Source organism: Vibrio sp. JC009 (genome assembly GCF_029016485.1).
Lineage (GTDB): Bacteria > Pseudomonadota > Gammaproteobacteria > Enterobacterales > Vibrionaceae > Vibrio.
On the sequence record NZ_CP092107.1, the window covers coordinates 58,400 to 71,669 of the forward strand.

The following is a 13,270-nucleotide window of genomic DNA, read 5'->3' on the forward strand; positions in this document are numbered from 1 at the left end:
GGTTTTTTTGGTTAGTCAGTCAGGTTTATTTCTTACCTTGTGCTGCCTTGTCTTCTTCAGTCAGATCACGGATGCGACGGCTGATATCACGGCGTGCTTTAGAGATTTCTGCACTCTTGATGATGTGGTCATCAACGCGATCTTCGTAATCTGCTTTCATGTTCTTAACGATAAGGATGATTTCATCATGGCTCATATCTGGCTTGATGTAGTCAATCAGGTTTTCTAGAAGCTCTACGCGCTTTGAGTTGTCACGGATTTTCTTTTCGTTGTCCTGCAGTTCGCGCTTAAGTTTGTTTTTACGGCGTGCCTGATTAACAATTTCAAATACATTGTTCATACAATTTTTCCTAACAAGATATATTTATCGCTGTTGATTAAACCACATCAATTCCAATGAATACAGTATTAATATCAAGAGACTTACAATCATTTTGATACTGGTTAATTTAGACTTCTCTTAGAATACGCATCTTGTGGTTACCCGGTTATAGCGATAGTATGCGCGAATAAAGTGACATCTAAGTGAACATAATTAATGATGAACAAACCTGAAAAAAAAGAAGATGTTCAGGAAAGCCATCTTAAGGAACGCGTTCAGGAAGCCTATCTTGATGCGAGAAGACGACAGGAAATCGTCGAAGTGGAATTAAACCGGGCCAAGATCGTGATGGTAGGCTCTGACGGTAAAATGAAGCGGGTTCCTATACTATCAGAACACTAGGTCGGCAGACCCTATAAAATAAGAAGGACAAACAAATGAACATAGAACTGTCAAATGTGGAAGCACGGGTTATTGGCTGTCTGATGGAAAAAGAGGTGACGACACCGGATCTGTACCCTCTTACTTTGAACTCATTAACCAATGCATGTAATCAAAAAAGTAACCGTGAGCCGGTTATGTCGCTTTCTGAAGCAGAGGTTCTTGATGCGGCAGATGCGCTGATCGACAAGAGACTGCTTAACGACGAAAGTGGCTTTAACAGCAGGGTTTCCAAATACCAGCACCGCTTCTGTAATACCGAGTTTGGTGATTTGCAGTTCAGTGAGCAGGAAAAGGGAATCGTCTGCTGCATGTTGCTGCGTGGTGCCCAGACTCCGGGTGAACTCAGAACCAGAACCAACCGTCTTTGTCAGTTCTCTGATGTTAAAGAGGTTGAATCGGTATTAGATAAGCTTGCACAGGATGGCTATGTGCTAAAACTGCCGCGTGAAGCGGGCAAGAGAGAGAGACGCTATATGCATCAGTTCTGTGGCGAAGTGGATGCTGAGCAATTGGTTTCTGTATCCACTGCAGCACCTTCTGCCGGGCAGGGGACCGATCGTATCTCTGCACTTGAACAGGAAGTTTCTGAGTTAAAAACTGAACTGGCGGAGCTTCGCTCTCTTGTTGATAGTTTACTTTAATTAATGGCTCAGGAAACAAAAAGCAGTCCGGATTGGTGGGTCTATCTGATCCGGACAAAACACAATTCTCTTTACTGTGGCATTACCACAGATCTTCAACGCCGCTTTGAAATGCATCAGAAAGGAACTGGAGCAAAAGCCCTAAGAGGAAAGGGGCCTTTGACTATGGTCTGGTGGTGCAAGTCCTCCTCTAAAAGTGAAGCGCTAAAACTGGAAGCCCGCATCAAGAAATACTCAAAAAAAGCAAAAGAAGAGCTTGTTGCAAATTTTTTGGCATAACATCACAGCCTTTGACTTTCTCATTTAGCTCTTGTTGGCCCAATTCCTTATATCACCTTATTATTCTTTAATGATGTATTTGTATGGTGTATATGATACGCCTCGTACATGTGTCAGTGGTCGGGATTATCCCTATGAATAATAAGTAAACAGATATGAGTGCTGCTATGAATAAACAAAGTAAGATCGCGATATGCACCGGGCTGGTTTTAGCTTCCGGTTCTGCTTTGTCTGCTACTAAAGTAGCTGACGCACGAGGTAACGGTATGGGCAATACAGGTGTTGCCTCGGCAAGTTATCTTGTTGCACCGTTTTATAATCCCGCATTAACGGCTATGTATGAGCAAAACCACAGGGTAGGTGTCTTACTTCCGGCGGTAGAAGCCTCGATTCAGGACAAAGACGACACACTGGATATGGTTGATGAGCTTCAGGATTTGATGGATGTTTACTCCGATGATTTAACAACAGATACCAGCATCAGTGGGCTGAGCAGCGACCTGGATAGATTGAATGACTATCTGGATAAGCTCGACGACAACAAACTGACGGCATCAGCCGGTGCAGGTATTGCTGTTGCTATCCCAAACAGTATGGTTTCTGCGAATATTTTTACCGGAGGACATGTAGAAGTTGTAGCGGAAGCGGAAGTCGCCACTCTTGGGTCTTCAACGGATACGGCTACTTACGCGCAAGCCACTCAGACCCGTGTTGAAAACTCCGATGTGGATTTATACGCCTTCGGTTACTACGAGTTCGGTGTTGCCTTTGCAAAACAGATGCAATTAATGCAGCAGAATTTTTCGTTTGGTATATCACCAAAATATCAAAAGCTGAGAACATACTCTCAGGCAGATCTTGGTGTGAACAACTTTGACATTGATGACTATGACGAAAGTGAAGTTAATGAGAGTGCTTTCAACCTTGATTTAGGTGCCGTCTGGTTCAAAGATGCCTGGCGTGTTGGTGCTGCTGTTAAAGATGTGTTTAAGCAGGACATCGCCACCAAAGAAGGCAATAAAACCTATGAACTGAAACCTCAGGTGACGGTTGCAGGTAGCTATGCAACAGAACTGTTTACTGCTGCTGTTGATGTGGATCTGACAAAGCAGACTCGTTTTACCGGCATTGAGGATGACACTCAGTTTATCCGCTTTGGCGTTGAAGGTAATGCCTGGAACTGGGCGCAGCTGCGTCTTGGTTATGAAGTGGATACTCAGGACACACTTGAAGATGCGATTACAGCAGGTATCGGTCTTAGCCCGTTTAATGTTCTCCACCTGGATATTGCCGGCTCTTATGCGGATGAAAATCAGTATGGTGCTTCTGCAAATCTGGCACTGATGTTCTAATCCATTCGTACATTATCTGTACAGACAACCCCGCTCTTTTAAAAAGAGTGGGGTTGGTCACTGAAAAAATTGTCAATACGGCAAACTCTCCTTTATATTATAAATAGTTAATATTCTAGGAGTTCAAATGAAGCGGACTTCATCCTTTTTTCTGGGCCTGAGCCTTTTATTTACACCTTTTTTTTCAGGTGCTGATCAAATTAGCGGTTATTGGAGTTACCAGTCCTATCTGGAGGCTTTTCCGCACCAGAAAATACTGACCAATGTGTTTAATGATGTGGTCAGGCATAAGCCTGAGCCTATCGCTGTCTCAGGTTCAGAGCCGGTAACCATTTCGGTTGTGTATCCCGGTGAGCAGGTTTCGGATTACTGGCGCCGCAATATTAAGGCGTTTGAACTTCGTCTCGATGAATTAAATATTAACTACAAACTTGAGCAGGTATTCACTAAACCTAATGCTGATACCCGGCAGCAGAGTATCTCGTTAAATGCCGCGATTAAAAATAATACCGATTACCTGATATTTACCTTAGATACCAGCCGACACAAAAAGTTTATTGAGCATGTTCTGCACGGGACAGATATCAAACTGATACTGCAGAATATCACCACCCCGGTGAAAGGCTGGGAAAAGAAGCAGCCTTTTTTCTATGTGGGGTTTGATCACTCAATGGGAACGCTGGCGCTGGCGGACTATTTTAAAGCGGTTCTGCCGGAAGAGAGTAATTATTCGGTGCTCTATTTTTCCCAGGGATATATCAGTGATGTCCGTGGTGACACCTTTATTAATGCGATGAACAAGGAAGGGAAGTTTAACCTGAGGTCATCTTATTATACCAAGGCAACAAAGCAGAGCGGATACGAAACCGCAAAGCTGATGCTGGAGAAGAGCCCGGAAACCGAACTAATTTATGCCTGCTCTACCGATGTGGCGCTGGGGGCGGTGGATGCACTTAAAGAGCTCAACCGTACCGATATCAGAATCAATGGCTGGGGCGGTGGTTCTGCCGAGTTAGAGTCTTTGCAGCAGGGCGATCTGGATGTTACCGTTATGCGGATGAACGACGATACCGGCGTAGCCATGGCCGAAGCGATTAAGTGGGATCTGGAAGGTAAAGCCGTACCTACGGTTTATTCCGGTAGCTTTGAACTGGTAACAAAATCTGACAGCGCAGAACGAATCGAGCGCTTAAAACAATACGCATTCAGGTATTCTGACAGATGATGCTTAAGAAAAAAAATCAATCAAAGCTATCAATGGCGAATCTGGTTGTTCGTCTGATATTTATTGTATTTTCAATTTTGATGATCATCTCGCTTATTTTTACTTTCCAGTACAGCAGCAAGGCCATCAATTACGAAGTGGACAGAACGCTGACTCAGACAGCGTCACTGGTGCAAAACCTGTTTGAGCATAAGCTGGAATCCATCCAGGGGCTGCAGGATACTCAGGCCAAAAGCACCACTTTACTGAATTACGTAAAATCTGAAGCGATTGAACAAATCGAAGATTATTTTGTGGCTTCAGAAAAAGCCGATATCAGCAGTTTCCCCGACTTCCGCTTTATTCAGCGGCACAACGAAATTTACTGGGAAGACGGCAACTCACCATTTTTCGGCATCAAAGACGACCAGTTACTGGCCTTTTCCAAAGAGATCGCTTTTAACAACAGCTGGCATCAGATAGCGGTTGAAACAGACGTAGGCCGTGTACATCTTCTTATAAGAAAGACGCCACTTGTCGATGTGAGCAGCGGTGAGGTGATTGGCCGGCTGTTTTTTGGTGTGGTTTTGGATAATAACTATGCGCTGGTGGACTATCTGAAGATCGGCAGTAATACGGAAGATATTATTCTTGCCGTTGACAGTATTCCTGTCGCATCCACGATGAGGCTAGGTGAAGAGCTGCCGGTTAAGGGTGAAAAGCTGGCAGACAACGAACTCTACAGCCAGGTGGAGCTGAAGATAAACGGCGTTGAAACGCCGGTAAGTGTTTATACCATACAGACAAACCAGAGCATTCTGACTCTGGAGAAAAACTTCAGGCTCAGTATCATCTATTCTGTTCTGAGTATTGTGGCTACCGCCATTTTTGCAAGGTTCCTGATCCAGAGGCGTATTGCCGGAGAGCTGGAAACTTTGATGGAATATACCCATAACGCCCGTGAAACCCGCGCGTCTAAGCCGTTTCCCGGTTCTGTGATCTATGAGTTTGAACATATAGGTATGACGCTGGAGCATACCTTTGAAGAGCTTCTGGAAAAAGAGAAGCTCTTCCAGGATCTTTTCAATTATGCGGTTTCTCCGATTATTGTATGGGACAGATACGGAAATCTCAGACAGATGAATCCGGCAGCTGAAAAAGCCTTTGAGAAAGAGGGGAGCTTCTCGGGTCCTGTATTCAAGGCATTTCAGAAGCAGATTGAGGATAAGCTCAGAGCTGTCAGGTCTGGTGCCATTTTGTCCGGAATCAATATAGGTATTTCAGATACCGTCTATCGCTGGAATATTTCGCCTATTTTTCTGGAAAACGGCGTCAGCACCATTATCGGACAGGGGCTGGATATAACGACTCTGATTGAAGCGGAAAAACAGAGTAACCTTGCCAGAGAAGAGGCTGAAAAGGCGGCCAGTGAAAGGGCAGATTTTCTGGCCCGGATGAGCCACGAAATCAGAACGCCGCTAAACGGTATTCTTGGCATTTCTCATCTGCTTAAGAAGAGTGTTGAGCAGGAAGAGCAGAAGAAAAAAGTGGATGTTCTGGTGCAGAGCAGTGAGCATCTTCTGGCTGTGCTTAACGATATTCTGGACTTTTCCAAGATAGAGCAGGGCAAGTTTAAAATAGTGCCGAAAAACTTCCTGTTGTCGGATGTGGTAAATTCGGTGGAAAATATCTATAAGCCTTTGTGTCATGACAAGGGGATTCAGTTAAGGCTGAGAGCCACTTCTGAACATAAGGTTTATATCAGGACAGATCAGGTACGGCTGAATCAGATTCTGTTTAATCTGCTGAGTAACTCGGTGAAGTTTACTCATGTGGGTCATGTTAAGGCCTCACTGAGCCTGGACAGTACGGAGGTCGGTGCCACTTATCTGGAAATCGTTATAGAAGATACCGGGATTGGTATTTCTGAAAAGAACCTTCAGCATATCTTTGAGCCTTTTGTTCAGTCTGAAAAAACCTCGACCCGGGAGTATGAGGGAACCGGCCTGGGACTGGCCATCGTGAAGCATTTAGTCGATATGCTAAAAGGGCATATTGAAATAAAAAGTGCTGAAGGCCTTGGCACAAGTATCAAAGTCGCTCTGCCTGTTGAAGTGGTTGACGGAGAGAAGGTGGAAAGAGATGAAGCTGTGGTTGAAAATCACCAGAACTTCTTTTCAAAACAGCTGAAAACCCTGATTGTTGAAGACAACCAGACCAACGCATATATAGCCAAAGCCTTCTGTAAGAAGTATGCCATGTCTGTTGACTGGGCAAAGGACGCGTTTACCGCCCTGGAAATGCTGGAAAGTACCCGTTACGATTTGATTTTAATGGATAACCAGATGCCGAATATGGACGGTATTGAGGCGACAACTCGGATCCGGGAGATGAAAATTGATACTCCGGTTATTGCCTGTACAGCTGATGGTTATGAGGAAACCAAACAGGCGTTTTTGGCAGCGGGTGCTGACTATGTATTAGTGAAGCCAATTAAGGACAAATCCTTTTTACAAGCGCTGACATACTATAAGCAGATTAACTCAGTTTAAGTTCAGAATCGCTTTATCAAACAGTTCGTGCCTGAATCCCTCGGTCATTTCCAGTTCAGGCTCGAAACGGATACCAAGGAAGGTATCGTTAGTGTATTTCCGGAAGTTGACTATGATGCACTCAATGCTTTTCCCCGGAAAATGTTCCAGGTTGGTTTCCAGTATGACTTTGTCGTCTTTTTTTATATCCAGCGGCTTTTTCAGAAAAACGCCACAGCCGGATACTGAGATATCTCTTAATGTCGCTTTATACTCTTCGCTGTCATAAGTCAGGTTAACCGGCAGGTTGACTTTAATTCTCCGGTTTTCCCGTATCGCTTTTGTTTCAAAATCATAGGGCAGCTTAATATACATCAGCCAGGTTGGCCGCGAGCTGACGGTAATGATTTCTGAACTAAAGGCGATGATATCTCCATACTCGGTATCGGTTATCCCTCTGACCACCACACGGACATTTGTGGTTCTTCGGGTAATCAGATCTTCTACCGCCTTAGGCGGCATATCCAGAATAAGAAACTGTCCCTCTTTAATTCCGACCAGATGGCTGTGCAGACTATACTCATCTTTCTGCCCGAACTTAATCACCACCGAGAGTTTCATACCAAACTCAAGGTAGTCTTTGATCTTATTTACCTTGTTTACCTTTGATTCCATATCCACTCATTGATAACGGATGAATATATTTAGATTAGATGCAATTTATTGCTTTTTGTAGACTTTATTTTCAGGAATGCCAAATGGGCACAGAATTTCAGGATGAACAGATAATTGCTGGGATTGGTATTAAACGTGGGTATCAAGCAGGGTGCCGATAATTTCGTTGGAGCGTTGAACCACATTCGCGCCGGCCTGATTATAGGTGCTGGCCTGATTCAGTTTATTTAACGAATCGATATCAGAAGTGTTGTTTCGTTCTTCTCTGACCACTTCCTGCTCTTTGGCTTCATAATCAATCTTATTAAATTCAAGCGCTTTAGTATTGTCAGGCTCAGGTTGACGGGCGATTTCAGTTGCAGCTTCTTTTGCAAGATTCTGGGATTGATTGATAAGTGAATATCCGGACTGAACCGATGATACTGTCATAACTGAACTTCCACTACGCTGTATTTAGATCCTATGCCTAATTTGTACATTTTTCAACCTGTGGGCTTGCATCTGGCAAATTTAGTCGTGAGCTGATTTAGCTCAGGCATCATTCTTAAAATCAGATGCAGTTGCTGCAGAACCAGGCTTACGGACTCATCCTGTTCATCACGCCACTCTTTCAGTCTGGATTCGATCTCGCTCTGGTCCTGGGTCAAAGCAGGGCAGGCGCTTTCACAATTCAGGTTGTTATAGAGTTGCTCTAACTGCTGATGTATTGATTTATGCGCATCAAGAATAAGCTGGTGCGCTTCCTGATTATCCAGCCTTGATCGGTGAGCGCCCATGGCAGAAATATAGCTAAGCAGAGCATGGTTAAGTGTGAGGAACCGGAAGCTTTCATCTTTAGCAGACTGATATCGGCCGGGCTCAGCCAGCATGTTGTTGATAGCTGAGCTTAATGCCGCACCCTGGGTGTGCGCGTTTCTTCTTGCTACCCGGTAGCTGAGATCATCTTTTTTCCCAATCCGGTACTGGCGGATAATCTGAGCCAGATACTGCCTGTTGGCGTACACTGAATCTGCCATTACTTTATGCAGCCTTCTTGACTGCCAGTCCGGAAGAATAAAGGTAACAGCGGCGACAGCCAGCAGACAGCCCACAAGTGTGTCTGAAAATCTTGGCAGAATGACGGCGTAGCCTTCGCCATGCTGATGGAAGCAGAACAGTACCAGTATGGTGATAAATGAGGTGGCGTAGCTGTAGTTGTTTTCCCTGAATACGAAAAAGGCAACACCGGAGAGCACAATAAAGACTGACTGTGCGGTTTGCGACGGAAACAGAACCAGCAGCAGTGCCCCGATAACGAGTCCGGCAGCCGTACCTATGATACGAGAGTTCAGCTTTTGCCTGGTGGCGCTATAGTTGGGCTGACAGACAAAGAGTATGGTCAGTAAAATCCAGTAGCCCATTTCCATATGAAACTGCTGAATAACCGCATAACCGGCAACCAGTGCGGTGGAGAGGCGAATCGCATGGCGGAATAGTAGCGAGCTTGGTGAGAGGTTGGATTTAATTCTCTCCCACATCATCTCCGGTGTATGGGCTTCGGTGTCTTCAATCAGCTGATCGTCCTGTCTGACTCTTACATCCGGGTTGTTGATATTCGCCAGCTGTTTTTCAACCATCTGCAGATTACTAAGCAGGTATTTTATTTGCGGAACCGCCTGTAGCCAGCGGGGATTAGCGGACTCTTCGATATGCGCAAGCGAGTCCTGAAGCTCACTGATTGCCTGGGTTGCGCTTTGGTTGTGCTGATATTTAGTTTCGTATTTTATAGAGTGGGCTACTTCAAGACAGGCTTTTGCCTGCAATTCCAGAATGTGCTTAAAGCGGAACAGAATATCGCTTCTTTTAAACAGCTCAGCCAGTTCCTGGTAACGGTAGTGGCTGGAACTGACCCGTTCATGAATATCCTGAGCTATAAAATAGACATTAAGGAAGCGGTCGCTGGTGCTGTCCACATTTCCTCTTTCTGAACGGGACAGAAAAGTCGCCTTGCACCGGTTAAGGGCTTCAACGGTGGCTGAGTTCAGGTTTGCTTCCCGGATCCGGTATGGTTGGGGGGTCATGTCGGATACAGGGTGAAACAGCTCTCTTTTTACATGCATATACTCAGACAGTTTTTCAAAAACCGCGGAAAGGCTTTGCTGTACCGGTTGCAAAGGGAAAAGCGTATTCCAGAGAAAAGAGATAACAAAATACCAGATGGAACCTGTGATCAGAAGCAGTGGCTGAGACCAGATATTGGTACTTTCATGCGCGCCTAGCATGGTGTAAATCGCTATCAGCAGTGATCCGAAAGCAATTTTTGCATAGCGGGGACCAATTGCGCCAAGCATGATAAAACCAATGGTGGAGGTAAACAGTCCGGCTGCAAACAGAACAGGATAGTCAAAGAGCAGTTCAATGGAAAAAGTTGCGATAATAAAGCAGGCAATAGTCATCGCCTGGGCTTTCAGCCTGCCATAGGCCTTATCATCAGACTCAGCCAGCGCTGCGGCAATCACCCCAAGCACCAGAGGGATAATGAGTGAAGACTTATCAAAATACCAGCAAGGAACAATAACACCTAACAGAGCGATAAGTATAAGAAAACCATGGTTAAACGCAGTGTTTTTCCAGTAGTAGCGGATGCTGTTAATTAGGATGTTTTGGTTCATAAACAGGTGTGAGTTAACCGGGCTGATATCTAACAGGCTGTTAATTTAACAAATTTTCAGGATTTTCGTTATACCCTGCGGAAAATTTTGTAAACTATACACTTCCGCCCAAACCAGGGGACTGGCGGGACGATTAAGACAACTAATTTTTTAAGTTTGGTCCATCAGAGAGATGAATATGCGCTTATGTGCCAACAGGCTGGCTCAGTTTTTTGTTCAGCAGGAATATTGTGAAGTCGGGATTGATTCAGACCGGCTTATCATCTCCTCCGCTGAGAGCGAGGAGCGAATCCCGTTTTCGATCTGGAACGGCAGTATCAGCATATCCAGAGGGCTTGCATGGGGAACCCTGACTTTTTATTCTCACTGCAAAGACGGGCAACAACTGGCCTGGACCGTTCAGGGACTGCCCTGGAAAAGCTGTAAGTCATTCGCACGGGAAGCCATGGCCAGTTATGAAGCCTGGCATAAAACTCAGTGCGCCCAACTCAGCAGAGCGCTTCCGGGCTGGCAGGAGAGTCTTGATCTTCTGATTAAACAGCCCTCTTATCTGACCCATTCAGAGCTTGAACTCTGGAGAGAAAGGGTCGCGAATGAGCTGAGTGAGATAAACACAAGCTTGCCGGAAGCTGAGCTGCGTATGCCAAATGCCATGGCCTCAGTTTCCGACTGGATTGAGCATGGTATAGATAATCTTGAGAAGCGAAATGAAGAGTGGCTGAATCTGGAGCTGGAAAACTGGTCGGTACTTTTTGCTCAGATAGAAAACTCTCCTTTAAATCTCAGCCAGCAACAAGCGGTGCTTATCAATAACGACCATAACCTGATCCTGGCCGGAGCCGGAACCGGGAAAACCAGCGTGCTGACTGCAAGGGTTGCCTATCTGCTTCAGAGCCATCTGGCACAGGCCGGTCAACTGCTGATGTTGGCTTTCGGCAGTGAAGCCGCAAAGGAGATGAGAGAAAGGCTGGATGACAAAATAGGTCTGGCGTCAGAAAAGGTTTCTGTAAATACATTCCATCAACTTGGCCTGAAGATCCTTAACAGCGTTGAAAATGAAGCAGTAGTTATCTCGCCTGTTGCCACCGAGAAAAAGCTCAAGCAGGCCTGGTGTAGCGAGTGGCTGAAACAGCACTGGACCAATCCGGCAAACTTTAAGCGCTGGCAGAAACACCTGACCAAATGGCCCATCGCCTATCTGACAGGGGATGAAGAGTTAGGTGGTCAGACTGAAAACCCAAAACTGATCTCCTGGCTCGATAGCCAGGTAGAGCAGCTGTGCATGCTGCATATGCCGAAAAAGCAGGTGCAGGAGAGAATTGTTGACCATGAGGATTACTCAAGGCTGAACAGCGAACTCTCTTTAGTCTGGCCTTGTTATCAGGCATGGCAGAAGATGCTCAAAGAGGAAAACCAGATAGACTTCCACAGCATGATTACCAAAGCGACCGTCTATGTGGAGAAAGGGAAATTTAAATCGCCCTGGAAGTACATTATGGTGGATGAGTATCAGGATATCTCTCCGGACAGGCTGGCCCTGATTGAAGCTTTGTGTAACCAGACACTTGTGCAAAATGATGAACAGGTTAAGCCATCGCTGTTTGCCGTGGGGGATGACTGGCAGTCTATTTATCAGTTTGCCGGTTCTGATGTGGACCTGACAACGGATTTCTCAGGCCGTTACTCAAGCTCTACCATTCATAAACTGGATACCACTTACCGCTTTAACAGCCAGATTGGCGCTGTGGCAAACCAGTTTGTTCAGCAAAACCCGGCTCAGATCGAAAAAGAGCTTAACAGCTTTAAAGTGCAGAAGCAGAAAGCGGTTGTTGTCATGCCGCAAAAATATGTGGAAAAAGAGCTGGAAGGGCTGAACAGTAAAGCGGCAGGCACAAAAACGGTTCTTCTGCTGGCAAGGAATCATTACCACAAGCCGGAATGTCTTGCTGAGTGGCAGAAGAGATTCAGTAACCTGAGAATCAGCTTTATGACCTGCCACGGCAGTAAAGGCAAAGAGGCGGACTATGTATTTGTTCTGAATGTGGATAAAGGTCAGTTCCCGGGGGCTCAGCGCCAGCTTCATCTGAATTCTGTTCTGACTCAAACTGCTGATGATTATCCCTTTGCAGAAGAGCGCCGCCTGTTTTACGTTGCACTGACCAGAGCTAGAGAGAAAGTATGGGTGAGTTACGAAACCCATGAATCCGAATTTGTCGAAGAGCTGATATCCGCTAATTATCCTATACTCAAGAAGAGATAGCGAAGGAGTGTGAGGATATGACCGGACAAGTTCAGCTTGAGCATGGCTCAATCAGTTACATTGAATATCCGGCAGCGGATTTTGAACGTACAAAAGCCTTTTTTGCCGCGGTATTTGACTGGAAGTTTACCGACTATGGTGACGAGTACACCTCGTTTCATGCTAAGGGATTAATGGGAGGATTCTTTCTTTCAGAGGGTGCCAGTGTTCAGGAGCACGGTGGTGCGCTACTGGTGTTTTACAGCGACAACCTTGAAGGTACTTTGAATAAAGTGATAGAAGCGGGTGGCGTTATCAGCCGCGAAATTTTCCCGTTCCCAGGGGGACGCAGATTCCAGTTTCTGGAGCCAAGCGGTAATGAAATGGCAGTCTGGAGTGACAGATAATTGCCGGGATTGGTATAAAAAGTAAGGGAGCGACTACCGCTCCCTTATCTTTTATAAACGTTCTGCCAGATAGGCATCGTAGTCGGGAATTTCGATATCCACTTCCTGGTCAAGCAGCATGGATTCAAACAGGAACTTAGCCGATGCTCTGTTTGGCGCCACCGGGATATTCCACACACTTGCGATTCGTAGCAGGGCTTTTACATCCGGGTCGTGCGGCGCGGAGTTAAGCGGGTCCCAGAAGAAAATCAGCATATCGATTTTGCCTTCAGAGATAAGTGCGCCGATCTGCTGGTCACCACCCATCGGGCCGCTGATCATGCTTTTGATTGCCAGTCCGGTTTCTTTGCTCAGCATGTTACCGGTTGTACCTGTCGCATAGAGGAAATGGCCCTGCAGCTTCTCTTTGTTTTCTTTAACCCAGCGCAGTAGTTCTGGCTTACAGCGATCGTGCGCAACTAAAGCGATATGTTTGTGGGCAGGTAATGTTCTGGTTGTAATCTTCATTTAGTTTTGTAGTCCGTT

The 13,270-nt window shown here is 45.7% G+C and carries 13 protein-coding genes; 8 read left to right on the plus strand and 5 right to left on the minus strand.

Going from position 1 to position 13,270, the window contains the following annotated elements:
- Window positions 1-25: 25 nt before the first annotated feature.
- Window positions 26-340, minus strand: a complete 315-nt coding sequence (locus L3Q72_RS15160; protein ID WP_275133002.1) for a DUF496 family protein — start codon at window positions 338-340, stop codon at window positions 26-28.
- A 198-nt stretch (window positions 341-538) separates the two neighbouring features.
- Between L3Q72_RS15160 and L3Q72_RS15165 the strand changes: the two genes are divergently transcribed.
- The 6 genes from L3Q72_RS15165 (at window position 539) to L3Q72_RS15190 (ending at window position 6,794) form a co-directional block, all read left to right on the plus strand.
- Window positions 539-724, plus strand: coding sequence for a hypothetical protein (locus L3Q72_RS15165; RefSeq protein ID WP_275133003.1), 186 nt, complete (start codon window positions 539-541; stop codon window positions 722-724).
- A 35-nt stretch (window positions 725-759) separates the two neighbouring features.
- The gene (locus L3Q72_RS15170) at window positions 760-1,407 is read left to right on the plus strand and encodes a DUF480 domain-containing protein (protein WP_275133004.1); all 648 of its coding nucleotides are present in this window, start codon (window positions 760-762) and stop codon (window positions 1,405-1,407) included.
- A 3-nt stretch (window positions 1,408-1,410) separates the two neighbouring features.
- Complete coding sequence (locus L3Q72_RS15175) at window positions 1,411-1,686, plus strand: GIY-YIG nuclease family protein (protein WP_275133005.1); 276 nt, start codon at window positions 1,411-1,413, stop codon at window positions 1,684-1,686.
- Window positions 1,687-1,853: 167 nt separating this feature from the next.
- On the plus strand, window positions 1,854-3,038 hold the full coding sequence (gene traF, locus L3Q72_RS15180; protein WP_275133006.1) for a conjugal transfer protein TraF: 1,185 nt from the start codon (window positions 1,854-1,856) through the stop codon (window positions 3,036-3,038).
- 127 nt (window positions 3,039-3,165) lie between these two features.
- Window positions 3,166-4,263: an autoinducer 2-binding periplasmic protein LuxP gene (locus L3Q72_RS15185; RefSeq protein ID WP_275133007.1), complete on the plus strand. Its 1,098-nt coding sequence runs from the start codon at window positions 3,166-3,168 to the stop codon at window positions 4,261-4,263.
- Window positions 4,260-6,794 carry a LuxQ periplasmic sensor domain-containing protein gene (locus L3Q72_RS15190; protein WP_275133008.1) on the plus strand — a complete coding sequence of 845 codons (2,535 nt, stop codon included), beginning with the start codon at window positions 4,260-4,262 and terminating at the stop codon, window positions 6,792-6,794. The genes L3Q72_RS15185 and L3Q72_RS15190 overlap by 4 nt, the downstream gene beginning before the upstream one ends.
- Here the strand turns inward: L3Q72_RS15190 and L3Q72_RS15195 are convergent.
- The 3 genes from L3Q72_RS15195 to yccS form a co-directional block, all read right to left on the minus strand.
- Window positions 6,786-7,448: a PilZ domain-containing protein gene (locus L3Q72_RS15195; RefSeq protein WP_275133009.1), complete on the minus strand. Its 663-nt coding sequence runs from the start codon at window positions 7,446-7,448 to the stop codon at window positions 6,786-6,788. The two genes, L3Q72_RS15190 and L3Q72_RS15195, sit on opposite strands and share 9 nt — an antisense overlap.
- A 129-nt stretch (window positions 7,449-7,577) precedes the next feature.
- A complete protein-coding gene (locus tag L3Q72_RS15200; protein WP_275133010.1) occupies window positions 7,578-7,877 on the minus strand; it encodes a hypothetical protein in 300 nt (99 codons plus the stop codon).
- A 53-nt stretch (window positions 7,878-7,930) separates the two neighbouring features.
- Window positions 7,931-10,099 carry a YccS family putative transporter gene (gene yccS, locus L3Q72_RS15205; RefSeq protein WP_275133011.1) on the minus strand — a complete coding sequence of 723 codons (2,169 nt, stop codon included), beginning with the start codon at window positions 10,097-10,099 and terminating at the stop codon, window positions 7,931-7,933.
- A 178-nt stretch (window positions 10,100-10,277) separates the two neighbouring features.
- Here yccS and helD point away from each other — a divergent pair, with 178 nt between their 5' ends.
- Window positions 10,278-12,359 (plus strand): DNA helicase IV, encoded by a 2,082-nt coding sequence (gene helD, locus L3Q72_RS15210; protein ID WP_275133012.1) that lies wholly within the window; start codon window positions 10,278-10,280, stop codon window positions 12,357-12,359.
- A 17-nt stretch (window positions 12,360-12,376) separates the two neighbouring features.
- Window positions 12,377-12,745 carry a VOC family protein gene (locus L3Q72_RS15215; protein ID WP_275133013.1) on the plus strand — a complete coding sequence of 123 codons (369 nt, stop codon included), beginning with the start codon at window positions 12,377-12,379 and terminating at the stop codon, window positions 12,743-12,745.
- A gap of 51 nt (window positions 12,746-12,796) precedes the next feature.
- On the opposite strand, the gene L3Q72_RS15220 is transcribed toward L3Q72_RS15215, so the two are convergent.
- Window positions 12,797-13,252: a methylglyoxal synthase gene (locus L3Q72_RS15220; RefSeq protein ID WP_275133014.1), complete on the minus strand. Its 456-nt coding sequence runs from the start codon at window positions 13,250-13,252 to the stop codon at window positions 12,797-12,799.
- Between the last annotated feature and the right edge of the window lie 18 nt (window positions 13,253-13,270).

Coding starts and splice junctions, on each gene's coding strand:
- L3Q72_RS15160 (WP_275133002.1), bottom strand. CDS start 340: ATGAACAATGTATTTGAAATTGTTAATCAGGCACGCCGTAAAAACAAA.
- L3Q72_RS15165 (WP_275133003.1), top strand. CDS start 539: ATGATGAACAAACCTGAAAAAAAAGAAGATGTTCAGGAAAGCCATCTT.
- L3Q72_RS15170 (WP_275133004.1), top strand. CDS start 760: ATGAACATAGAACTGTCAAATGTGGAAGCACGGGTTATTGGCTGTCTG.
- L3Q72_RS15175 (WP_275133005.1), top strand. CDS start 1,411: ATGGCTCAGGAAACAAAAAGCAGTCCGGATTGGTGGGTCTATCTGATC.
- traF (WP_275133006.1), top strand. CDS start 1,854: ATGAATAAACAAAGTAAGATCGCGATATGCACCGGGCTGGTTTTAGCT.
- L3Q72_RS15185 (WP_275133007.1), top strand. CDS start 3,166: ATGAAGCGGACTTCATCCTTTTTTCTGGGCCTGAGCCTTTTATTTACA.
- L3Q72_RS15190 (WP_275133008.1), top strand. CDS start 4,260: ATGATGCTTAAGAAAAAAAATCAATCAAAGCTATCAATGGCGAATCTG.
- L3Q72_RS15195 (WP_275133009.1), bottom strand. CDS start 7,448: ATGGAATCAAAGGTAAACAAGGTAAATAAGATCAAAGACTACCTTGAG.
- L3Q72_RS15200 (WP_275133010.1), bottom strand. CDS start 7,877: ATGACAGTATCATCGGTTCAGTCCGGATATTCACTTATCAATCAATCC.
- yccS (WP_275133011.1), bottom strand. CDS start 10,099: ATGAACCAAAACATCCTAATTAACAGCATCCGCTACTACTGGAAAAAC.
- helD (WP_275133012.1), top strand. CDS start 10,278: ATGCGCTTATGTGCCAACAGGCTGGCTCAGTTTTTTGTTCAGCAGGAA.
- L3Q72_RS15215 (WP_275133013.1), top strand. CDS start 12,377: ATGACCGGACAAGTTCAGCTTGAGCATGGCTCAATCAGTTACATTGAA.
- L3Q72_RS15220 (WP_275133014.1), bottom strand. CDS start 13,252: ATGAAGATTACAACCAGAACATTACCTGCCCACAAACATATCGCTTTA.